The sequence below is a fragment of the endosymbiont GvMRE of Glomus versiforme genome (genome assembly GCF_003546845.1).
The window spans coordinates 88,916-112,543 of sequence record NZ_NWVA01000009.1 but is presented as its reverse complement, the minus strand read 5'-3'; the positions used below and the strand labels follow the sequence as shown (position 1 = coordinate 112,543).

General features: G+C 27.9%; 20 protein-coding genes. 7 read left to right on the top strand and 13 right to left on the bottom strand.

Features of this window, described 5'->3' with window-relative positions; genetic code table 4:
- Nucleotides 1-100: 100 nt before the first annotated feature.
- The 4 genes from GvMRE_RS11200 to GvMRE_RS11185 form a co-directional block, all read right to left on the bottom strand.
- Nucleotides 101-544 carry a hypothetical protein gene (locus GvMRE_RS11200; RefSeq protein WP_147411331.1) on the bottom strand — a complete coding sequence of 148 codons (444 nt, stop codon included), beginning with the start codon at nt 542-544 and terminating at the stop codon, nt 101-103.
- Nucleotides 544-2,031 carry a leucine-rich repeat domain-containing protein gene (locus tag GvMRE_RS11195; protein ID WP_147411330.1) on the bottom strand — a complete coding sequence of 496 codons (1,488 nt, stop codon included), beginning with the start codon at nt 2,029-2,031 and terminating at the stop codon, nt 544-546. The genes GvMRE_RS11200 and GvMRE_RS11195 overlap by 1 nt, the downstream gene beginning before the upstream one ends.
- Nucleotides 2,032-2,117: 86 nt before the next feature.
- Nucleotides 2,118-3,149, bottom strand: coding sequence for a hypothetical protein (locus tag GvMRE_RS11190; RefSeq protein ID WP_147411329.1), 1,032 nt, complete (start codon nt 3,147-3,149; stop codon nt 2,118-2,120).
- A 3,030-nt stretch (nt 3,150-6,179) separates the two neighbouring features.
- The gene (locus GvMRE_RS11185; RefSeq protein ID WP_147411328.1) at nt 6,180-7,205 is read right to left on the bottom strand and encodes a Ulp1 family isopeptidase; all 1,026 of its coding nucleotides are present in this window, start codon (nt 7,203-7,205) and stop codon (nt 6,180-6,182) included.
- An 860-nt stretch (nt 7,206-8,065) separates the two neighbouring features.
- On the opposite strand from GvMRE_RS11185, the gene rplT reads away from it, so the two are divergent.
- Entirely contained in the window at nt 8,066-8,428 is a 363-nt protein-coding gene (rplT, locus tag GvMRE_RS11180; protein ID WP_147411327.1) for a 50S ribosomal protein L20, read from the top strand.
- 46 nt (nt 8,429-8,474) lie between these two features.
- Here the strand turns inward: rplT and GvMRE_RS11175 are convergent, their stop codons facing one another.
- Nucleotides 8,475-8,663 (bottom strand): hypothetical protein, encoded by a 189-nt coding sequence (locus tag GvMRE_RS11175; protein ID WP_147411326.1) that lies wholly within the window; start codon nt 8,661-8,663, stop codon nt 8,475-8,477.
- Nucleotides 8,664-8,998: 335 nt separating this feature from the next.
- Between GvMRE_RS11175 and trpS the strand changes: the two genes are divergently transcribed.
- The 3 genes from trpS (at nt 8,999) to GvMRE_RS11160 (ending at nt 13,375) form a co-directional block, all read left to right on the top strand.
- Nucleotides 8,999-9,973 (top strand): tryptophan--tRNA ligase, encoded by a 975-nt coding sequence (gene trpS, locus GvMRE_RS11170; RefSeq protein WP_147411325.1) that lies wholly within the window; start codon nt 8,999-9,001, stop codon nt 9,971-9,973.
- A 133-nt stretch (nt 9,974-10,106) separates the two neighbouring features.
- On the top strand, nt 10,107-11,495 hold the full coding sequence (locus GvMRE_RS11165; protein WP_147411324.1) for an alanine--tRNA ligase-related protein: 1,389 nt from the start codon (nt 10,107-10,109) through the stop codon (nt 11,493-11,495).
- Nucleotides 11,496-12,109: 614 nt separating this feature from the next.
- Nucleotides 12,110-13,375, top strand: a complete 1,266-nt coding sequence (locus GvMRE_RS11160; RefSeq protein ID WP_147411323.1) for a hypothetical protein — start codon at nt 12,110-12,112, stop codon at nt 13,373-13,375.
- Nucleotides 13,376-13,966: 591 nt separating this feature from the next.
- On the opposite strand, the gene GvMRE_RS11155 is transcribed toward GvMRE_RS11160, so the two are convergent.
- Nucleotides 13,967-15,412, bottom strand: coding sequence for an HDIG domain-containing metalloprotein (locus GvMRE_RS11155; RefSeq protein ID WP_172575390.1), 1,446 nt, complete (start codon nt 15,410-15,412; stop codon nt 13,967-13,969).
- Nucleotides 15,413-15,514: 102 nt separating this feature from the next.
- On the opposite strand from GvMRE_RS11155, the gene GvMRE_RS11150 reads away from it, so the two are divergent.
- Complete coding sequence (locus GvMRE_RS11150) at nt 15,515-15,712, top strand: large ribosomal subunit protein bL28 (protein ID WP_147411321.1); 198 nt, start codon at nt 15,515-15,517, stop codon at nt 15,710-15,712.
- A 14-nt stretch (nt 15,713-15,726) separates the two neighbouring features.
- Here GvMRE_RS11150 and rpsJ read toward each other — a convergent pair whose 3' ends face one another.
- Nucleotides 15,727-16,053 (bottom strand): 30S ribosomal protein S10, encoded by a 327-nt coding sequence (rpsJ, locus tag GvMRE_RS11145; protein WP_172575389.1) that lies wholly within the window; start codon nt 16,051-16,053, stop codon nt 15,727-15,729.
- Between the two features lie 455 nt (nt 16,054-16,508).
- On the opposite strand from rpsJ, the gene GvMRE_RS13980 reads away from it, so the two are divergent.
- Nucleotides 16,509-16,649 carry a hypothetical protein gene (locus tag GvMRE_RS13980; RefSeq protein WP_172575388.1) on the top strand — a complete coding sequence of 47 codons (141 nt, stop codon included), beginning with the start codon at nt 16,509-16,511 and terminating at the stop codon, nt 16,647-16,649.
- A 277-nt stretch (nt 16,650-16,926) separates the two neighbouring features.
- On the opposite strand, the gene GvMRE_RS11140 is transcribed toward GvMRE_RS13980, so the two are convergent.
- The gene (locus GvMRE_RS11140; RefSeq protein WP_147411319.1) at nt 16,927-17,535 is read right to left on the bottom strand and encodes a GTP-binding protein; all 609 of its coding nucleotides are present in this window, start codon (nt 17,533-17,535) and stop codon (nt 16,927-16,929) included.
- Nucleotides 17,536-17,763: 228 nt separating this feature from the next.
- Between GvMRE_RS11140 and GvMRE_RS11135 the strand changes: the two genes are divergently transcribed.
- Nucleotides 17,764-18,579, top strand: a complete 816-nt coding sequence (locus GvMRE_RS11135; RefSeq protein WP_147411318.1) for a hypothetical protein — start codon at nt 17,764-17,766, stop codon at nt 18,577-18,579.
- Here the strand turns inward: GvMRE_RS11135 and pheS are convergent.
- From pheS to GvMRE_RS11110, 5 genes are all read right to left on the bottom strand, one after another.
- On the bottom strand, nt 18,563-19,603 hold the full coding sequence (gene pheS, locus GvMRE_RS11130) for a phenylalanine--tRNA ligase subunit alpha (RefSeq protein WP_147411317.1): 1,041 nt from the start codon (nt 19,601-19,603) through the stop codon (nt 18,563-18,565). The genes GvMRE_RS11135 and pheS overlap by 17 nt on opposite strands.
- A gap of 109 nt (nt 19,604-19,712) precedes the next feature.
- On the bottom strand, nt 19,713-21,305 hold the full coding sequence (locus GvMRE_RS11125; RefSeq protein ID WP_147411316.1) for an MBL fold metallo-hydrolase: 1,593 nt from the start codon (nt 21,303-21,305) through the stop codon (nt 19,713-19,715).
- Nucleotides 21,306-21,308: 3 nt separating this feature from the next.
- Nucleotides 21,309-21,689 carry a GreA/GreB family elongation factor gene (locus tag GvMRE_RS11120; protein WP_172575387.1) on the bottom strand — a complete coding sequence of 127 codons (381 nt, stop codon included), beginning with the start codon at nt 21,687-21,689 and terminating at the stop codon, nt 21,309-21,311.
- Nucleotides 21,690-21,860: 171 nt separating this feature from the next.
- Nucleotides 21,861-23,135: a threonine--tRNA ligase gene (gene thrS, locus GvMRE_RS11115; protein WP_147411314.1), complete on the bottom strand. Its 1,275-nt coding sequence runs from the start codon at nt 23,133-23,135 to the stop codon at nt 21,861-21,863.
- Between the two features lie 61 nt (nt 23,136-23,196).
- Nucleotides 23,197-23,613, bottom strand: a complete 417-nt coding sequence (locus GvMRE_RS11110; protein WP_147411313.1) for a hypothetical protein — start codon at nt 23,611-23,613, stop codon at nt 23,197-23,199.
- Between the last annotated feature and the right edge of the window lie 15 nt (nt 23,614-23,628).

Genomic DNA, 23,628 nt, shown 5'->3' with positions numbered 1-23,628 from the left:
TTTTAAAACATCTTGTATATCCATGTTGACAAGAGCCCTAGTTTTTATCTTCTAGAACATATTTTTGCTAATTTCTAAAGCTCTAGTTTTTTTACTTTGCTTAGGTTTTTCTCGCTAAAATAATGTCAATCATAAAGATAATTTCCTTTATGGGGTAGTTAGAAAATTTTTTTTTAACTTGACCAAGAAGGTAATTTTGAACTTTTTGGCGGTCAGTAGTAATTTTTTTGGCTAATTCTTCGTTCCATAAATATTCTAACTCTTTTTCTACCAAACTTTTATCAATATTCACTTTTTTTTCATATTTTTTCACCAAAGAAACAAAAGTTTTTTTAGTTGTTAAAAGAGAATTAGTAATTTCTGATATTTCTTTGTTATCTAATTTTTTTTCTTTTCATAATTGGAAAAGTTCTCAATAAGATTGTCATTTTTTTTGAAAAAGGAAAAAATTCTTTTCTGAAAAATAAGGATTTAAATAATTTAGATAGAAAGTAATTCAATTTTCATATTCCCTAACTAAGGAAAGATTATTTTCTTTTTTCATTAACTGTTTTTTGGAGGTTTTTCAATTTTGGCTTTGATTTGTTGTTCTCGCTGCCAACATCGGTTTTTTAGAACGATTGTTTGTTTATTAGCCGGTAATAAGTTATCTTGTAAGTTTTGGATTTGAATATCCCAGTAGGATCTATTTGCTAAACGGGTTAGCTCGGTTTCCTTTTCGATACCTGTTTTTATTGTTTCCCATTTTATTTCTTCTTCCGTTTGGGGTGTAGAATTATCAATTTTGAAAGGAATAGCAATTTCCTTGACTGTATTTTGAGTTTCTTTTTCATAATTCTTCTTTAATTGTTGATTTTTCTGTTCTAATTTAGTTGTTTGTTCGGCGGCTAAATCAGTTTGAGTTCCTTTGTCTTGGGTGCTAAACTCGGTTTGGGTTTGTTGGTGAATGGTAGATTTGGCTAATTCTAGTTCTTGGATTTTAGTTTCTAGACGAGCAGTTTTGGCAATTTTAGTGATATGATTTAAAGTTTCTTGGCTTTGTGTGATTTTATTATTTAAAGCCTCTAATCATTTTTCTCTACTATCAGGATTAGTAAATAATTCAGGTCTAGCAATTAGCATTTTCTCAGGGTGGGCTAATTGTCAGGCTTCTATATCGTAATTGAAGAGTCGGAGTTCGTTTTGAATTTTGGCTACTTTGGCACTAGGTCTTAAAGGTTGACAATCGATTAAGTTAAGTTGCGTCGGGTTTTCTCCTTTTTTTACTGCCTCAGTTGATAATTTGGCTATTTTAGTAGGTATATATTCTATTCCCTCGTCAACGTCAGTGCCAGCAATACACAACTTTTCTAATTTAGTTAAGTTCTTAATAGGTTCAAGGGAGCCATAAAACTTATTGTAAGTTTTGCTTTGTAGTCTTTGTTCTAATTCTTTCTTTTCTTTCTTATTTTTACTAATATTTTCCCCTAGTTTACAATCTTTTAAATTAGTAAAAGGTCGTAAGAATTCCAAAGTAGTAGACTCAATATTATTATCGTAAATCTCTAATCTTTCTAACTTTTCAGGACAAGGCAATTGGATGAGAAAGTCAATTGAAGTTAGTTGATTTTCACCACATTCTAAACTAATTAATTTATTACATTTACTAAGTTCTAATTTAGTTAGAGAGGTTTTTGCAATTTTTAAAGATTTCAAATTAGTATACTCACTTAAATCTAATCCCCCTTTTTTGAATTTTTTGAATAAAGCACGACTTCTATATTCATCTTCCAAATCGCTTCCCTCCTCAAGCGATTTAATAATTGCTTGATCTAATTTTTTATTTTGTTCCTCTTTTGACAAATCTGATAATCAAATTGAATCTCTACTTTTTTTGTATTCCTCCTCTATCTCTTTTTTTTTCTTATCATATTTCTCTGTGTCATAAAAAGTTAATCTAAAATGTGTTGTATTATTTTCAACCTTCTCCACCTTTTTCCTCTCCTCCTTAGTGGGATACTTCTTGTCTAATCATTCTTGTAATGTTGTCATAATTACTTCATTATATATACTAATTTTTCTGAAATTAGAGTCAAGTTCGCTTTGCTAAAAAAGTTATTTATGCTGATTTCTATAATTTACATTTGAAATTTGCCTTTTTTCTCTAAAAAGATAAGTGTTTTTAATAGCATTGGTTTTTCTATAATCAAGTTCATTTTGGCAGGATTTACCCCGTTTTTAGTTAATTGTTCTCATTTTATTCAGGGTAAAGTAGGGATATTCTTAGCTATTTTCTGGATTTCTCTTTGGGAAATTTTAATGGGAGGGATATTAACCTCGGGCAGATAATAATATCTAGTCTTTTTCCGGTGAGAAATGGTTGTCTGTTTGGCTTCATCAAAGCCAAGTGTTTGACTAATAGGAGGATTTTGACCTTGGGAAAATAATAATTGGTGTTTATTTATTTCATATCTTATTGCCTTTTCAATGTTGGCTAAAGAATTAAGATTTTTAACCTCATAGCGTGGAGTAGAATAATTACGACCTAGTTTTAGAGAAAAATTTAAATCTACTCTTAATTGGCCTTGTTCCATTCTAGCTTCGGAAATGTCTAAATAACGCACGAGATTTTGGAGTTGTTTAATGAATAGCAAAACAGTTTCTATTTCCTGAAAAACCGGTTCAGTAACTAATTCGATTAATGGATTACCAGCTCGATTAAAGTCCAATTTAACCCCTTCTTGGTCATAAATGCTTTTGGCCGTATCCTCCTCTAATTGAAGAGATTTTATGGGTATTTTTTCGATATTATTTTCTTTAACAAGTGGTAAATTTCCCGAAATGGCAAACAGTCGCTCTTGTTGCGTGATTTGATAACCTTTTGGTAAGTCAAAATAATTATAGATTTTCCGGTCAAAAAGAATAATTTTGCTAATTTCCATTTCCAAAGCCGTTGCTAATTTTAACCCTAACTGAATGACTTCGGGATTAACTGTTGGTAAAACCCCTAAATAACCTAATTCTCATGCCCCAACTTGACTATTGGGAGGAATATCGCCGTGGTAAGTATTTTCTCAGTTAAATATTTTTTTTCTACTATTAAGAGTAATATGTATTTCTAATCCCAAACAGATTTTTTTTAATCCATCGTTGCTAATATTAATTTCCATTAATATGGTTTTTAATTTTTTTATTAATTTCTTCTACATGAAGTTTCTATAGTCAGTTTTCCTACTTTACTCTGTTGATTTTTGTTTTCCAGATTTTTCTTTTAAATTTTAGTTCTTTTATTAAAGTTTTATTTCCTTATCTTCCAGAAATTGAATGGTGGGAAGTCAATTATCATATAAGAAAATGATCGAACACAAATTAACTGAAGAGTAGAGAAGATAGAAGAACGTACTCATCGATGAAAGAAGCAAGACAATATATGAACAAGTCACGGTAAAAACAACCAACTAATTATTGAAAACTGTATCAAAAAATTATTGTTTCTTATTTTAATAACTATAAAATAAGCAAAAAGTTTAACAAAAAAAGAGTTTTGTCTTATTCCAAAATAGAATTCTCGAAAGTTTTTTTTGCATTTGTTATTGAATTGCAAATTGTTAGAACATGTTGTATTGGAAAGCTAACTGTTTTTCATTATGATTTTTATAATAACAATCAATCTTAATTGACCTATTTTTGTTTTATCTTTATCATTTTGTTTTTTTCTCTTTGATTTTAAAAGAGTTCATTATAAAAAAGGTTTTTTAAGTTGCTGATAACATATCAAATCTTTTTTTCAGCTGAAAGTCTTTAAAGAATGAGAATAAGTTACATCCACATGATTAAGCTTTCTTGTAGTTCTTGATAAAAATGAATTTTTTAACAAAGTTATATACAAAATTAATACTTATATAATGATAATGAATAAAAGGAAATATTAATTTTACTTACTTTATTTTGATGTTAGTAGGTCGGTCTTTGTTTGGTTAACGATAATTTCTTCTTTTTTTTTACCCTCGAGTTTTTTTATTATTTTTGCATCATAAGTAATAACACAAGAACTAAGAGCCAGAAAAATAAATAACAGACTATACAAAATTATCATTTCTTCATTGGTGATAGTTTGATCATAACCAAAAGAGATATAAAGTATATAGAGGAGAGTTATGAATAAAGATATAAATGATCTAAATATATTCCAAAGTATGACAGCTATGAAAGGTCCTCTTTTTGTTTTTTTTTTCTCGGTTGAAAGAAATTTGGTAAACTTTGTATGTGACTTAAATAAAGTTCTAGAAATTTGAACAGTTACAAACATATCTATGAGAGTATAAAATACTAGAGAAACGAATTGAGAAATTTTAATCATTCCTATTACTCCGCCGTCGCAAACTAATTTTTTAGTCTCTAGATTAAGTTGCAACTTAGGTCGAATCAAAATTAGGTATAATAACTGTAGTCAAATAAATTAAATATAAAGTTATTTTTTTTTTTGGCATTTTTTGAAATTGTGCCATGTGCTTACTACTTACATGAGAAAAAGAGCAGCCAGTAAATAAAATGACGCTCGTCCACCAATTAAAACTGTTACTACAAACGACGTTTAGACATCTTAAAAGAAATAAAGTAAAAGAAAGACGAAAAAAAAGGTCGGCTAATAATCGAATATAAGTAATGATAACACATTTGTTTTCAGTCATTCTTGGCAAAACTATCAATAGAAGAAAAAATTGATTCATATAAAGTAGTATGCCACTTAGATTAAGAACAATTTTGAGAATATAGAGGAAAAGATTTTGCTTTTTTTTGAAATAAGTAATTACTGAAAAAATCAAATTGTGCAAAAATATCTAAAGAAAATTGTAGACATTATTAGACAAAATTGAATAGATAAAGTTTGATTTTTATTATATCAAAGTTAATTGTATTAAGTAAAAATCGTTTACCACAAATGCAACTCCGCAGATCCATGTCTCATAGATTAAAAGAAAATTGTAGTCGATGACGCCAGCCATGTTTTTTTGTATATTAGTTAGTATTATAAATAAGCTGAATAATGAACTTTTTTGCCAGACAGTATTGCTAAAAATTTCTTTATTTTGTTAATATAGAAAATAATTTTATTTTAAGATTCAACAGTGAAAAAGCAGCCTTATAATATATTAACAGACAATACTAAATAATAATCTATTATTATTAATAATTTTAATAAGATATTGTTTCATTTGATATTGTTAATTTGATAATATACAATTACTTTTTTTTAATCTACTAAAATTAGCAATAATTTAAATAGAAAAATAATGGTTCTCATTGCGATCCCTTTTATCCAAAAATTATCTTTGGATTGTAAATATAAGGACAGTGAAATACAACAAGTAGATGAAGAATGTCTCTAAGATTCTTTTGAATGTTAAAAAACAATTGTGTGTACTGACTTTGTGAGTAAAACGTTAAAAATATTGTTATATTCGTTCTGCTAAGTGGTTAATGCAAAATCTTTGCATTCTTTATCAAATTTACATGTCTAGATAGCGATTTAACGATTTTTAGTCTTCGTCTAAAATATAAAGAGGGAGCTAATAGAAAATTCTTTTTGTCAGAGAAGAAACACCCTTCATTGCATTAAAAAAATTAATAAAGAATATATTTCCTAATCTGAATTCTAATAATGATTGTTCAACTTACTGTTTTACTATAATAATAAACTTTACAAATCAAGTTTATTTTTACTTCTTATGTATTTGAATCCCATATTTTTAATTTGTATTGTGATATATTTTTCCAAACAATCTCCAAACAGTTAAATTTATTGTTGCTTATTAGATGGGGCTTTAAAAATTATTCCAATACAATTGTAATCATCCTGTGCAAAAGGGCATTTTCATAAATAAAACATTTTTTATTAATCTTCAAAATTGTCTACTACCTAGCACTTCATTCATATATCATTTTAAAATAACCAAAAAGTAAAGAATTAGTTTCTCGCTTAGCGTCCAGTGCTGGACAATGTGATTCTCAGAATAACATGATCCGATTTTTGCTTAATGCTATAAACAACAATAAACAGAAAAATACCAACAAAACATGTATTAATCAGCGAATAATGAATACTTGACATATCTATTTAAAAAATATTTCTAATATTTTTAGCAATTTATCTCTTTTGCTTTTAAAAGAATTTCTATTTTCTTGTCAACCTAATTTTTTTAGAATTTTGCACTATTTTGTGTTCTTCTTATTTCTCTCACCAACTTATGTATTTCTTCTTTTTCACTATCACCTATTTCCCAACTCATCCTTAGAAGATTTTTTTTATACCTTTCTACTAAAAATTGAGTTATAGCCATCACATATACTCCACAATCATCTCCGTTTGATTGTTGGGGCGTTCTTTCTTCCTTAATAGTGTTAGTAGAAAGTGATTTTAATGATTTATTTATTAATATTTTCTCGCAAAGAAGATAAAAATAGGAGAAATTTAATCCATTTAGCGAGTCATAATGATGAAAAATGTTAGTTTCTCTCTCATAAACGAATAATGACCAATGACAATTTTTTCGGTTGGCTGGTATAAAAACTAACTTATTTCTGTTTAATTTTTTCTTAATAAGATTTTCTATTGAATAAACTTGTTTTTCTCCTTGCTTGTTAACCAAATCTCCCAAGTAAAGAGGATCTAAAAAAAGCATTCCTTCCTTTTTATCAATAGAACAGTAGAAACTGTATATGTCGTCCCCTTTCATCCAAGCATTTTGCTGATTATCTTTATTGGTTTCCTTCGGATTAGGGGAATGTTTTAATTGCTCTTCTTTGTTCTTTTCTTGGTTTGGTTCCTCACTATTAGACTTAGACTTGTCATTTTCATTTCTCAGTTTTGGTTTTTGGGATTTTTTTTGGAATTCCTTTGGTTGTTTTAAACTTATGGGCGAATTAACTAAATTAGTAATTTCAGTTAAAATTTCTTGTTTTTTATTATCCAAATCTTTTCTATTAGTCTGCAAATAAATTTGATTTCGATAAGGAACAATGTTTAAATTTTTAGAATTTAAAGATAAAATGTGGCTTCTGATTTCATCAACGAATTTTTCTTTTAACTCTTTAAGAGTTATTTCTTTTCGTTTTTTATTTTCTTTTAGAAAAATTTGCTTTTGGGGATGTTGATAAAACAAAAAAAATCTAGTAAGAATAAAAAAAATAAATAAAAAAAAGCTTATGAAAACTAATATGTTCATGTTATGTTATTTTTTATAATTAGTAAGTAACTCTACAAAAAAAATTAATTCTAAGATTTTTATATCATTTTTTTTAAAATAAAGCAAAATTTTAAAATAGAATGGCTCTCTAACGTAGATTTGTAATGAATTCCAAATAAGATTAAGACAAAAAATTTTCTATGAAGAAGATTTGCAAAAAAAACTTATCTTGATCACGAAAGCGAAAAACGCAGCAAGTCTTCGAAAGTTCGTTACTTTGTTGCTTAGTCAAATTTAATTCTTATTTTTTAAGAAGTTAAAAGAAATGAAAAATACAGGAAGATAAGGAATAACCTAGTGCAAGTATGAAAATTTAGTTATAGCTTTTGAACTATCGCTACAAGTTTAAGATTATCTTAAGATCAGATCTCTTTAATCTCAAAATTCTCTATCTTTTTATAGTATCTTGAAGTTTGAAATGTTACCTGTTAAATTATTAAAGAAAAATCTGCTTTAGTTAGCATAAAGAATTCACCTAATCGTTTCATTCATACGAATATTAAATAAATCAGATAACTATTTAATATTTACGCAATTTATGCATTATTCACTTACTAAGACTATATAAACAAAGGTTCTTGTTTAGCATCTTATTTGTTTTTTCTGAGATTGAATCTCCTTTCCTCTAAATATATGATGATTTTTCTGCATGGTAAGTAATATTATTATAAAATCAATAGTAGCCATAATGATGTTAAATAAATGAAAAAAGATTAATACAACAACAAGTCTACATTTTTTATAAATAAAAACAATAACTTAAAAGTTTTAATTCATGCACCAAGAGTAAAAAAACAAATGATGATAAATATCACAATACATTAAAAAAATAAGATTATATGACTAGAGTAAGTAATACACCAGTAACGCGACGAAGACGTAAAAAAATCTTGAAAAAAGCTAAAGGATATTTTGGTTCTAAGCACAAGTTATTTAAAACTGCTAAAGAACAGTTACTCCATTCTTGATCTTATGCTTATCGAGATCGCAAACAAAGAAAAAGAAATTTCCGTCGTTTATGAATAACTCGTCTAGGCAATGCCTGTGCCGAACGAAAAGATCTAAACCTAAATTATTCACGTTTTATTCGCCTAATTAAGTTAGCTCAAATTAAGCTGAACAGAAAACAATTGTCAGAAATGGCTATTCATCGACCACAGCATTTTGACGCTTTACTAACTAAAATTCAGAATCCATGATAAGAATGCGGTTTGCTTTTATTAAATACGCTAAATACGCTACAAAATGTTAAACAATATTCACACTGAAAAGGAATAAATAAAGAGTATCAGAAATATTCTCAATTTGTAAATAATATTTTTTTCTTTTCTGTGCTTTACTAGGAATTTCCTTAATAGTTATCGGCTGAGGAGTAGAATGAGAACAAGTCGAAGGGTTATTATAAAAAGTTATCAAATCAGTTAAAGTTTTACCCATTGGAATAGTAGGTAGGTTTGATAAACTGTTAATTCCTAAATGTTTTTCAGCCTTAGTAATAATATCCTGCTTTTTATTGATAACTTAGTCTTTATTTCTTATCTTGGCTTTTAAATTATCAGCTCTTTGTTGGTATTGTTTGATTGTTTTTTTTACTTGTTACTTTGCTATTATTTTTCACTTTGGTATAAAGTTGTATGTAATTGCCTAATTTTAAAACTAATTATGATTGTTAAGAACGGTTAATTATTTTTAATTTGTTAGTAAACTACAAAAAGTATAATATGTACTTATTGCCTTATGTAAGAGAAGCTCAATAAGCAAAAATAATAAATATGTCTAAACTGCGTTTTTTTACTGGTATCCAAGCAAGTGGTACTCTTACTTTAGGAAATTATTTAGGAGCAATTTATCCTATACTAAAAATCCAAGATGAATGTGAAATTATTATTATAATGATTGCCGATTTACATTCGTTAACAGTTCCTAAGCCTAATTTTAATTATCGCAAAAATTGCTACGAAATTGCTTCTTTGTTATATGCTTGTGGACTAAAAGAGGAAAAATGTAAAATATTTATTCAATCGGAAATAAAAGAACATACTGAACTGGCTTGGTTGCTTTCTCCATATATTACAGTGGGAGAATTAGGTCGTATGATACAGTATAAAGAAAAAAAGAAGAGCGAGGAAACCGGCAATTTGGCTTTATTATCTTATCCTGTCTTAATGGTTGCCGATATATTTCTTTATGATGCCGATTTAGTTGTTGTCGGGCAAGACCAACAACAACATTTAGAATTAGCCAAGAATATTGCCAAAAATTTTAACAATTTTTGTGGCAAGGAATTGTTAAAATTACCCACCTTTGATATTCCTAAGTTTGGAGCCAAAATAATGGACTTAAAAGATCCCACAAAAAAGATGAGCAAAAGTGGGAACGACTATATTAGCCTTTTGGACGAACCGGAAAAAATTGTGAAAAAAATTAAAGGAGCCTTGACTGATAGTGAAGAAAAAATATACTATGACCCAGCAAAAAGACCAGGTATTTCTAATTTGATAACTATTTACGCTTTATTAAACGACCAAAAAAAAGAGGAAGCAGAAAGAGAATTACAAAATTCCAATCACTACCAATTTAAGTTGAAACTTATTGATTTACTTAATAAAAAATTATCTGTTATCCAAAAGAGTTATAGTGATTACTTTTTCCGCATTCAAGAGATAGTGGAAAAAAATAACAAGCATTTAAAAATTTTAGCCGAGAAAAAAATGTTTTTAATAAAAAAAGAATTGAAGCTTAAATAAAAGCTAAAAAACTCTATCTTCCATAAAAAAAATGACAATGGCAAATGAACATCTGACAAGAACAAAAATTTACTTGGTCTAAAATTTGTTTTCCTTTCAAAGAAAAACTAAAACGCTATAAAAATTTTATAATATGAATTCATTACCAAAAGAATTGTTTACTAATTTAGATAACTCAATATCGGAATTCTGTGGCTACGAAAAAAACGAAGTAGAAACAGAAATACTTGAGATTTTTACAGAAAAGGAGAAAACTACTAAATTACAAAACGAAAATGGTTATCTTTTTCTTTCCAAGACTCCTTTTTATGCAGAAAAAGGCGGACAAGTTTCTGACCGAGGTTGGATAAACAAGGAGGATAATTTAGCACAAGTTCAGGATGTGAAATTAGTAAACAATAAATTCCATCTTCATAAAGTTTCAGTGAAGGGAATTTTGAGAGTAGGAGAAAAAGTAATGGCAAAAATTGACATTGATCGAAGAAGAAAAATTGCTTGTAATCATAGTTCTACTCACCTTTTAAACTCTGCTTTGCATTTAGTTTTAGGTTCAGAAATTCAACAAGATGGATCCTATCTTGACAACAAAATTTTAAGATTAGATTTTAATCACGAAAATAATTTATCAAAAGAGGAAATTATTGCTGTCGAAAATCAAGTAGAGGAATGAATAAAAAAAGGTTATCCATGTCAAATTAATTATGAAACTTATGAACAAGCACTAAATCGAAAGGCTTTGGCTTTCTTCACCGAAAAATACGAAAACATAGTGAGAACAGTACAGTTTGGTGATTTTTCCCTAGAACTTTGTGGCGGAACTCATGTTAATAATTCTTCTGAAATTGGTGATTTTCTCATTACTAAACAAGAGAAAAAAGGCAAAAATAATCTCCGTTTAGAGGCTATTGCTACTCAAGAAACAGTTAATAACTATTTACAAGAAAAGATAACTACTGCCAATAAGGAAGTAGAAAAAGCAAAAGATGAATATAATAAGTACAAAGAAAAATTACCGAACGAAGAATTTGCTAGTTTGCTAAAATCTTTTCCTTTGAAAATTAGTAAAGATAATTATCGTAAATTGAATTTAGCAGAAAATCTGTTAATAAACTTTAAGCAATGAAAGAAAAAATTGGAAAAGAAACTAATTGAAGAAAAGATTAATCTTTATTCTTCGCTTCCTCTAAGAAATCATAGTGAATTTTTTTACCTGATTTACGAATTTAAAAACGAAAAAGGGGATTTTCTCAAGGTTCTTGCGGAAAAATATTGTCAACTTTACAATCCTATTCTAATTATTTTTTTCAGCAAATCAACAAAAAAAAATAATTACCTTTTTTTAGTAACTATTAGCAAAGATTTAAGCCGAACAAAAAAAATAAATACCCAAACAATAGCCAACCAAATCACCAAATTATATAATGGGAAATTCGGCGGTAATGATTTACTAGCCCAAGGATTTATCAATACTGAAAAAATTGAAATTGAAGAAGAATTGAAAAAAACTCTTTTTAAGAAATAAAAGAAGCAGAAAGAGAATTACAAAATTCCAATCACTACCAATTTAAGTTGAAACTTATTGATTTACTTAATAAAAAATTAGTAAAGATTCAAAAAAATTATAATCATTATCGAACTAATATTGAAAAAGTGTTGGAAAAAACAATGGTTGTTTGAGAGATTTAGCCCAAGAAAAGTTAAAAATAGAAAACGAAATAATTTAGTAAAACTTTTATTTTATTGTTTTCAGTAAATTTATTGTACCATAACTATTGTCTTATAAAACATTCCTATTTGTTTGATAAACAATACTTTCATTGTTGAATTGAAGTACCTAAAAGCAAGAGAAAACTCAGGAGTACTGAATCAGAATATTTATTTGTTTTCTAGTGTAAGCATATTATTGTGGGATGATGCTAACTATTTTTAATATGAACATCACGGATTTTATTAATCAATCCTTTTACTCTTTTTCAGTGTAATTGGCTTCTTTTGTTTTGTTCATAAATATCACAAGCGAAGAGTTGATATTTAGAGTTTTAATGATTCTTTTTTTTATTCTTTGCGCCAAACTTGTTTTTTGATGTTGCTTTTTTAATTATAATTATCTCTATTTCGACTCAATAAATTTACAAAATGCAACTTTTTATTCCTGAAATTTTGTCTGAAATAATTTCTAATTTAGAGACTGATTCTTCCTCTTTGTTTAAATTATCCCTTGTATCTCGCAATCTCGCGAAATGTGTTATTCCTTTCTTATGGAAACAACCATTTAGTATCTCTGATAAAAAACATCATTCGAAAATAATTTCTATACTATTATTTCAACTTTTACCTCCCGAAGCTCAAGAATTTTTTGAGATAGATAACCTTATTAAACTACAAAAGATTCCTTTCTTCGACTATGCTTCTTTTTTGAAAAAATTAAATACTTCTAAGATATTTGATGCTATAACTATGCTATATATTGGTATAAAAAATAGGGAATTTCAATATAATTATTTACCTCGCTTATTGGATATTACCCGATCGTTTTTCAAGCTTTTATTAAAGTCTTGCAATAACCAAATAACCGAAATTATAATTAGTGATAATACTGTGTTAGGAATGAAACCTTTTTTTATAAAATTTATTGTTAATATTTTAGTTTGGCAAAAAACTTTTCTTTCACCTCTTAATTTTCTTTCTAATTGTAAAAAACTTAAACATTTACACGTAGATACTAACAGTTTCGATGGCTTATTTAATACGACAACAATTTATATTCAACCTCCATGTTTGCAAAGATTATATATTAATTCATTGGCTATTAGCAAGACAGAGCTACAACAAATACTCGCTGCTTCTAATTTAAGGCTAGAGTTTTTAACTATTTATTATAATTATAAACAGTTTTATATCTATAAAGCAGATGAAATTATTGATGTTTTTAACGCAATTGCAACTAATTGCCAAAATCTTTTAGAATTAGTTGTGAGTAATGTTTCAAGCTATTATTTCGAATATTCTATTCCAATTTTTAAAAATTGCCGATGCTTACGAAAAGCAATATTTTATTTCGATAATGACAAGAAACGTGTTATACGCAATGAGAATATACTTTTGCAAATTAGCCAATATGCCTCAAAGCATTTGTTGAGTTTAAGGTTGGAAGGAGGTTTGTTCTTTTCTGCAACTGAAATTTTTGATTTTTTTAATGAACGCAAAATGCCATTAAAACTATTCCAATCTGGATTTTTTGGAAATATGAGATCTATGAATAATAGTTTGTCAAGTATGCAAAAAAAAGCAAGAAGTGAAATTGTTTTTTGGTCCAACCACGATCGCCAAATTATTAATGAAAATAATATTAAGAATGAAAAAAATGAGTATTTTAAATTATCTGTAAAAATTTGTTATTAAATAAATTCAAAAATTAGTTGAGAAAGTTACAAGGATTGGAATATGTTGTTTTTAATTTCCTTGAACTAAGGACAGTAATCTGTGTATTTATTCTCGAGTTCAAAAAAACAAGTAAATTTATTTTTCATCTTCTTCTGAATCTATCCTAACTTGGAAATTAAATGTTTATTTGGACAGAGCTTTTGGAAAAATTTTTATAATCTTTTATTATATTAAATAAATACTAAAAAATTAAAAGATTATAAAAATCCATAAGTGTTACAAAAATCTTCCTAAATTCTAACTGAATTAGAAAAAGAAAAAATAATTGAAATAACGCAAAAAATCTATTCCAAATAAAGAGATAAAAAAAACGAAGGAAATAAAACAACTCCTAATTTTCTTGAAGATTCATAAAGGTTTTTTTTGAACAATAAAAACAAGTAATTTAATTGGCTTAATCATGCCCAAGTACTACTTGATTTCTAGATGAATTTTGTATAGTTTACCTATGTATAGAACTAGAGTAATTCTGGTTACTGAAATTTATGTTTTAAGATATTAGAAAGTATCAAGCTTCGTTTTTCTAACTTGGTATTTATTTATTTTTTTTTACTTATTATCATCTGAGTCTTTTATTCTATAAACGAACTTTTTTTCTCGAATAATATAAATAACTATTTCTCCTGGAATAATAATTTCTTCTGCTATTTTCTTTTTTATTTTTTGTGAAACTTTTCAAGCTTGATGATCGCTAAGTATTTCTGAATCTATGTTTATTCATATTTCTCTTCCAGCTTGAAAGGCGTAACTTTTCTTAACTCCTGGAAATTTTTTGGCAATTTTTTCTATACTGCTCATTCTTTCAACATAAGCTTCTAACTGATGACCACGAGCTCCGGGACGGGCAGCCGATAACTTGTCGGCTGCCAAAATTATTAAAGAATAAAAATTATTAGCTGGAAAATCGTGGTGATGAGAAGCAATTGCATTAATAATTATTTCTGATTCTTTGTATCTTTTAGCTAAGACAATACCGTTTGATACGTGAGAAAATTTGTTATCTTCTACTGACTTACCAATATCATGAAATAAACCTGCACGGCGAGCTAGAACAACATCTAAGTCTAATTCAGATGCAATAATTCCGGCTAATTTAGCAACTTCTAAGCAATGTTCCAGTACATTTTGTCCGTAGCTGGTACGGTATTTAAGTTTTCCTAAGTATTTGACTAATTCTGGATGAACGTTGCTAATATCTAATTCCTTCAACACTTTTTTTCCATTCTCAATGGTCAAATTGTCAATTTCTGAACTTATTTTATAATATTCTTTTTCAATTTTTGAAGGTGTTATTCTACCTTCTCTAATTAACGAACTTAAAGTTTGATAAGCTATTTCACGACGTAAGGAATTAAAGGAGGAAATTTGAACAGTCATTTTTTCGACCTCTTTGTCAATAATAATCTCAGTACCGGTAATCCTTCTAAAAGTATTAATGTTACGTCCTTCCTTGCCAATTATCTTGCTGATCATTTGTTTATCTTCAACTTGTAAAATGCTAGTTGTTCGAGAAAAAACTAACTCAGAACTGCACTTTTCTAGAGCTAGACAAATTATCTTTGTTCCTTCTTCTTTAATTTTTTCTTTTATTTCTTTATTTTTTCACTCTTTATATTCTTCTAATTCTTGGTCGATTTCTTTTCTTAATAAAGTAAAAAGATTCTTTTTTGCTTCTTCTTTATTCATTGGAATTATTTTTTCTAAGTCGTTTACTGCCTGTTCCTTTATTCTTTTAAGTTCTAGTTTTTCTTCTTGAATTTTTTTTTCTTTTTCTGATATTGTTAAAATCTGTTGAATGAATAATTCTTCTCTTCGAAACAGTTGATCAGCTGAGTTGTTAATTTTTTTTTCCTCTTGTCGAAGATTTCTCCTTATAAGTTCTGCTTTTTCTTTGTCAAGAGCCAGTTTTTTTTCTTTATTTTCTATCTTTTTCTCTCTTTCGTTTAGATTTTTCTCTCTCTTTTTTTGTTCACTACTTAACTTTTTTAGCTTCAATTTTTCTCAACATGTTCAAAGAAAACAACTAAAAAGCATTATAGTAAAAAAGACTAAAATAAAAAGATTTTTATCTTCTAACAATTTTAAAAGATTTTTCATATGAGTAAAACAAAAGGCAAAAAAATATTAGGTAAGAAAATCAAACCACTAGCTGGTAATAATCGTTCTTTTTCTATGCAAGCCACAAAAAGAAAATTTGCTACTAATCGGCAAATTTTCCGATTAGATTCCCATAAATACTATATTCCGGTTAAGTTATTTTGAACCTATTGGAAAAGATTAAAACAAAACATTTAATGATTTATTTAATATTATACATCCTTCTTAAGTTCTAAATCTCAGAACTCTAAATTAATTGTATTAGGTAGACCTAAACTCTTAAGAGATTTCAGGATATTAGAAGAAAAATCAAAGAGGTAAATTACCCGTTTATGATTTTCTTGACCAAATTTTTCTTGTGCTCTCTTATGCTTAAAAGGGGAAGCTAGTAAAGTGACAGACCTATATTTATTCGGCAAAGGAATAGGCCCTTTAAATGATGATCTAGAAAAGGAAAGATGATTAGTAATTAATCTAGTAGCTTCTTCGACCGTATTTTTATCATATCCATAAATAGTGATTTTTAGTTTTTCGTTCATACTTGCATTGCTAATATATAGAAATTTTATAGACATTTGAGGAACATTTTAGTAGACATCTTTATTTTTTTCTTAAGTCCCATTAAGAAAATAAATAAAAACGAGAATACAAATCATCAAGTGGTGATAATTATTAGTGTTCAAAATAATCTTTTTTTTCAAACAGATCAGTTATTTCAAAAATAAAACAAACTATTGTTTTCTAGTTTTTCGTGTTTGCTTGCATGACAACCTGCCGCTCAAAAAAAAGGTGGATAAGGATAATTTTGAGGGTAGGTATAAGCTTCAAGTTTTGGATAATAATTGATATTCTTTAACATTGGTCGTATCATTACACAAGCAAAGTAGAAAAAAGGATTAAAAAAATTGATAACTAACCATTTCTTGTTTATTACCAATTTGTCAACTTGACAGTATTCTAAAAAGTAATAAAATGTTAAAAAAGGAGCTAAAAGATGCCAAAAAAAATTGTAAAGAAGATAAACATAGATTGTCCTGGTTGTACCGATAAAAGGCATCACTATAATTGACGGAAAGAACGCTGTACGGACAGTGAAGTAAAAGCCCCCGCAAAGAAAAAGCACTCCGCTTATTAAATTACTCTCTACGATCATCATATCTAATATTTGTTCACATCTACTAAGACCACTCTTTTTAAAAGAAAATAACTTATGAATGCATCATGGAATAGTTAATAAAGAGGCTCAAGATGATCATCAAGTAAAAAATCATAATCAATATCTTAGTTCACTTAGTTGAACTTGGTTTCCCTTTGCATATTGTCGCGCTTTATCGTAACAAGAGGAAAGAATTATAGAAATAATGTGAGAAAAAAGTATAATGGTAGAAATTACAATTTTTATTTTTTTTTTTCTAGTTATCATTGCTTTCTGGAGAGGGAATATCTACAATAATTTTTTTCAGTAGTAAGTCTATATTTTTACCGGTTTTGGCCGAAATTAGGCAAATATCTTTTTCTTGACAATCAAGAAGTTCAACAAGTTGGTTTTTAGTCATGTCCAATTGAGCATGAGGTAAATCAATTTTATTAATCACCGGCAGGATTTTTAAATTAAGGTTTTTAGCAATCTCATAGTAAGCAAGGGTTTGGGCCTGAATACCTTTCACGGCGTCCACCAGCAATATTACTCCTTCGCAAGCTGCTAGAGAGCGAGAAACTTCATACATAAAATCAACATGTCCAGGCGTATCAATTAGATTAAAAATATAGGGTTCAGAACTTTCAAGAGGATAGTACAATTGCACAGCATTTAGTTTAATAGTGATACCTTTTTCTTTTTCAAGAGAAAGACTGTCAAGTACTCTTTCTAGAGTTTGGTTGCTATTTTTTAGGTTAGTTTTTTCTAATAAGCGGTCAGCTAAAGTCGATTTGCCATGATCGATATGAGCAATAATCGAAAAATTACGGATTTTAGCCGAATTAACATTAACCCTTTTCGGAATGTTGAAAACTTTTTTCATATAAAAGGTTTTTATCAAGAACTAGAAAAGAGCAAAAACTATCAGAAAGAAGTGAAATTATGAGATAGTATAGATGATGAGTAATATAAATACAAAAGAAGAAGAAATCTATTAGGTGGATTTAGGGAGAACAGTCGGTACAGAAATTAGAAAAATTAGATCTTGTATTGTGTTTTTTCGCCGTGATACGGAGAGTATTTTCATAAAAATAATATTATATCAAAAATAATGAAGCAGTTAGAAGCTAAAAAAAAAACTAGCAATTTAGTCTGAATAATAAGTGGATTATTAATAATCATAGCATTCATTGGTTCTATTTTTTATTTAACTCGATCTCAGAAAGTTACTGATATTCCTAGTCTTGAAGAATTTAAACGAGAGCATGAACGAAGAACAAAACTCATTAAAATATTGAGCGAAGAGGAAAGTGCAAGAATTACACATGATATTTTATTTCCTTATCTTCCAGAAATTGAATGGTGAGAAGCTAATTCTTTATCGGAGTTAGATAAAAAAATAAAATCATTAAATGAATTAACTAATAAAAATTATACTACAATCTTTTCTGATGGTATTACACAAAAAGATTTTGATGAAAAATTCAAAGAATTACTTGAATTTAGAAACGCTGTTTTAATAACCTCAATTAAAAAAAGTTTAAAAGTTACAGATTTTAGTGAGATGGTTCAAACTTTAAAAAAAAAAGTTCCTAAAGCTTCTCTTGCTACTCAGGATAATTATCAAAAAATCGAAAGAGAGATTAAGAGAAAAAACTCTTTAATTTCTTCATTGTGTTCTAAATTTGTTTCGCTGAATGATATTTCTAGCTTAGATAAATTATTGATTAGTTACTTTGACCTTTATGTCTCAAATGCTTTTTACAGCTTTATTCTTCGCGAATTTTTAAAGAATAATAAGTCGTTAAATATTGTTGATGATGAAAATTATGACCTTGATTTTGATAATAAAACTTTAACTAACAAAAAATGAAACATTGCCTTAAAAAAAGTAACTTTCAAAAAAAATATTAGTTATTCATTCTAAATTGGTGCAAAAAGCGAGCATCATTTGTATAAAAATGTCGAATATCTTCTATTCCGTACTTTAACATTAATATGCGTTCTAAGCCAAAAGCAAAAGCAAAGCCTGTGAACTTTCGTGAATTAAAACTACAATTTTTTAGAACGGAAGGGTGTATTAAACCAGCTCCTGCAATTTCTATTCAACCAGTTTTTTTGCATGTTCCACAACCCTTTCCACGACATAAGGAACAAAGAGAATCTACTTCAATGCTAGGTTCGGTAAAAGGAAAATAAGAAGGACGAAAGCGAATAATCTGATTTCTATTAAATAATTTTCTAACCAATCACTCCAAAGTTTTTTTTAAATAATTAAAAGAAATATCTTTACCAACTACAAAACAATCAAATTGAGTAAATTGATGGGTATGGGTGGAATCATCTTCGTCACGACGATAGACTTTTCCTATGCTAATAATTTTTAACTCCGTGTTAGGATTTTTTTTCATTAGTCGCGGCTGAATAGCAGTAGTTTGCGTACGCAAAAGAAAATTATTTTTAAGATAAAAAGTATCTTGCATATCTCGAGCAGGATGACCAGATGGCATATTTAGTAAAGTAAAATTATTTTCTTCAGTCTCTACTTCTGGACCTTTCACAATTCTGTAACCAAGCGGCAAAAAAATATCATAAATGTCTTGAATAATTTGAGTTAGTGGATGAAAATTACCAAGAGGATTTTTTTTGCCTTCTAAGTAGATGTCTATACTGCTTTTAATTCCTTCTATTTGATATTTTTTCTTTAATTTTTTTTCTATACTAATAATTTTTTCGACCAACTTCTTTTTTCATTCGTTAAGCAAAATACCTATCTCTTTTTTTTTTTTTATTTTTTTTTCTCGAGAAATAATCTTAAAAAAATGAGTAATTACACCTTCTTTTCCTAGGTATTCTTTTTTTACATTTTCTACTCATTGACTATTTTTAACTTCTTTTAGAGATTTTTCAGCTAGAGAAACAATATTTTTTTTGGTAAGCCTATTTTTCATTTTACTATGTTATTTTTATTCTAGATCTTTACAGTGTTTTATTTATCAAAAGGCTTTTTACATAGAGAGTATACCTTGAACGCTACTAGCTACACTAATTTCTTTATTTTTATAGTGATGACGAATAAAACAAAAGCATAATACATTCTTCTAAATCTATGTTTTGTTTTAAACTAAGGTAATGCTTAATTTTTTCATTTAATCTCTTTTCAATAGCTCTTTTTCTCACTTTTTCTGGATCAGAAGGTTTTATGCCATATACTAGTCTATCTGTTCATCAATTTTTTATTTTTTTTTCTAGTTCAGAAATATTTAGTAGCAAATTCATGGCTAAAGGTTCTATTCTTATTTTTTTTAGTTCAAGTGTTTCCTTATTTCATTCAGTAACAAACAAAACGATCAGCAAACCTGTTTTTCTAATGCTTTCTCTTTGTTTTATTAACAATTCTTCTAAATTTATTGAGGTTTTTTGTTTTTCAAGCAAGGAAATTTTTCTTGTTGGAAGTTCCCAGGCATGGCCATTTTTGATTCGAGAAAACTTTCCTGACAAGTGGACAAAAAAATTACTATCTTTATAGCTATTTTGTAAAGTAATCACTTCAGTTGGCTTCAATAGTTTTATTAGCAGTTTGAAATCATAAAAACTAGTTCCTAAATCTACATAATCTTTTTTGCTTAAATTAGTTACTTCTGGACTTTGAACATATAAATAGTCAATTAATCTTGCTAACTTTTCTTCTCCACCTTTTATTGGGGGAGTACCCACCACAAAATGAAAGTTATTTTTTATCCTTGGAGAAAAGTTATCCAAACAATCTTTTATTCTTTTTTCAATATTTTCTGGGTTACTCACTAATAAATAAACAGTCTCATTTTTAATTATTTCATTTTCTTCTTGTTGTTTGATTACTTTGTTAAGTGGGTCTTTGATTAATATACGATTAATTAATGCAGAGAATTCTCTGTTTAAAATGAAAACATTTTTTTTCTGTTTTTGCATTATTTCTAATAACTCAAGAATATGCAATCAGTCAAAATCATAAAGAATAAAAAACAGAATTTTGTCGTGTTTCAAAAAGTCCTTAGTAGCGAAGAAAAGAGAATTATTTTTTTTTCATCTAAGTCCTTTACAACTGGTAATTAAGTAGGTGCTTTTATTTCTCTGTTTCAAAAATTCATAAAAATCTTCAAGGAAATTGAAAGGAAAAAGAAGATTGTTATCTATTAAGTTACTAAAAGCAAATGATTCTAAGAAAAAAAAACTGTACTCAAGATAATTAATTTTGAGCGCCAAGTTGCCAACCAAATGGCTACCGAGAAGTAAAAAGCTGCAAAAAAAATCACCTATTTTTATTTCTTTATTTTTTTCTACAATAATTATCTTGTTCCTGAGATTAAGAGGAATAGAGAAAAGAATCAGTTTGCTGAAAGAACTGGTATAAATAGGAATTGAATTTTTTAAATCGTAACATACATCTTTTAGTAAGCTAATGTTTTGTCAATTAGTGTTATTAACAATAATCGCTTTAACTTTGTTTATATTCTCCTTTAAATAATCACGACCGATTTTTTGTTCTTTAGTTTCTACCGGAAGAAGCCCTTTACCGCTTGCTAGCAGAATAATGCTTTCTTTAGTTTCTAATAGATAAAAATTTCCCTCATCGACTAAATTACCTGAGAAAAGCAAAAAACGAACTGACATATATTAACCTTGTTTTATTGAAATTATTTTTACTTTATAATTGGTTTGATTTGTTTTAATTTCATACGTATTTCCTACTTTTCCATCTATTAAAATCTCTCCGATAGGACTAGTAACAGAAATTTCGCCTTGACCAGGGTCAGATTCTCAATTATCAGTCAGCCGAATAGTTTTTTCTTCACCGGTTTCTAGCAATTTATAAGTGATGGTTTTGTTGGCTTGTCTAACGTTAGCATTTTTCATAACTAATAGCCTATTTTCAAGGAAATTAGTTATGACTCGTAGTCTTCCAATTTCTTCTTCCAATGCTATGGAGTCACCATTCTCCGAGGAATCTCCATCTAATCTAGATAATTTTAGCTTTTCCTTCAGAGAAATCATCATACTCTTGTATTTTTGTAATTGCTGCTGTCCTTCAAAAAGTAATGTTTTATTCTCTTTTTTTTTCATGATTATGTGCGAAATATATCTTATTTTATTGTTTCGTTTGGAACTAAGATGTTTTAAGAATAACTCTAATCAGACGAAACCATCAATAGAAATGATAGACAACAGCTAGGAAATTCTGTTTTCTTTTTTTAATTTACTAAATAAATCTTTTTCAGTTAGCCTTTCCGTTTTTGACTTATTAAGTGAATAAGTGTATATTAATTTTATTTCTACCTTTTTATTTTGTTCCTTTTTCAACTTCCTAATCTCTTCTATTTCTTTATTACCTATTACCAAATAATAAGGGATTTTTTTTTTATAAATTTGCTGAATGCGGTAGTCAAGAGATTTTTTAGAATAAATAATTTTTGCTCGTAAACTAATTTTATTTAGTTTTTTTTCTAAACCTTCACAATATCTTTTTACTTCTTTTTTTTCATTTAAAGGTAAAATAGCTATTTGACAAGGTGCTAACCAAAAAGGCAATTTACCTTGAGTTTGTTCTAATAATAAAGCAATAAAACGCTGATAAGAGCCAATAGGAGACTGATGAATAATAGCAGGGATTTTTAAATTTTGTTCTGAGTCGATATAATTTAAGCCAAATTTTTTGGGTAAAATGAAATCTAGTTGAATAGTAGAAATAGTAATATTTTTGCCATCCGCTGCTGTTATTTCTAAGTCTAATTTCGGACCATAAAAAGCTGCTTCCCCTTTGAGAATAACATAATTTAATTTCAGTTCATTCAAAGCACTAATTAGAATATCCTCTGAATACTTTCATAATTCCTTATCCGAATGATATTTTTCCGAATTATCAGGGTCATGAAGAGCACAAACCAGCCGTGAAATTGGGAAATTGAACGCAGCTAAAATATCCGCAATATAACGATAATTATTTTTTAATTCCTCCTTTAATTGCTCGGGCGACACGAAAATATGGTGGTCAGCTAGTTCAAATCAGCGGGGGCGCTCTAAACCTTTCAATGCTCCCGAAGCCTCATAACGAAAAAGAAGAGAATTTTCGCACAAGCGGAATGGCAATTTGCGGTAGGAACGGGGTTTTTGTTGGTAAATAAGACAATGATGAGGACAAGCCATCGGTCGTAAATAAAAAGTTTCATTATTACGGCTAATGGCAGGGAACATATAATCTTGATAATGAGCCAAATGACCGCTGGTTTTATACAAATATTCGCTTCCTAAAACTGGGGTAATTACCTCGTGAAAACCATATTCTTTCTGTTTTTTTCGCAAGAATTCAAATATTTTATTACGAATAACTACTCAATTAGATAAAAGAATAGGTAGTCCTTGACCAATTTTGTTGTCAAATATCCATAGATCTAAACTTTTAGCTAAATCTCTATGATCAATTAATTTAATAGAAGAAGAAAGCATATTTTATTAATAATTTTAATAAGCTTTACAATAATGAAATTTTGATGGAGATAAACAATGCTTAAAAATTTTTTAGTTTTTTTAGTCACTTTTCTAAACTATTTTTAATGATTTCTTTATTTTTAAACAAAACAATTAATTGTCCTTCTTTTTTTTCTCAACATTTTCATTGTTCTTCACTAATAATTATAATATTTTTTTTTTCTTGAAAAAGCTTCTGACAAATACTTTGATGTTCGAGTTGGTAATTTTTGGCTAAAAAAAAAGCATGATTATTGTTAATAACTTTTAAAAGAACAATATCTTGATGTTCTAGTAACAATTCCGTATCAGAAAAAAAATTAGGTTCTTTGTCTTTCTCTCTTTTTCATCTCAATTTTACTTCAACGAATTTCTTTGTCTTTAAATCGTTTTTTTCTATTCATTCAGCTAGGTCCTTAGTGCTGATATAAAACAAATTAGTTTCATAATTTAACATCGCTTTGACAAGTGA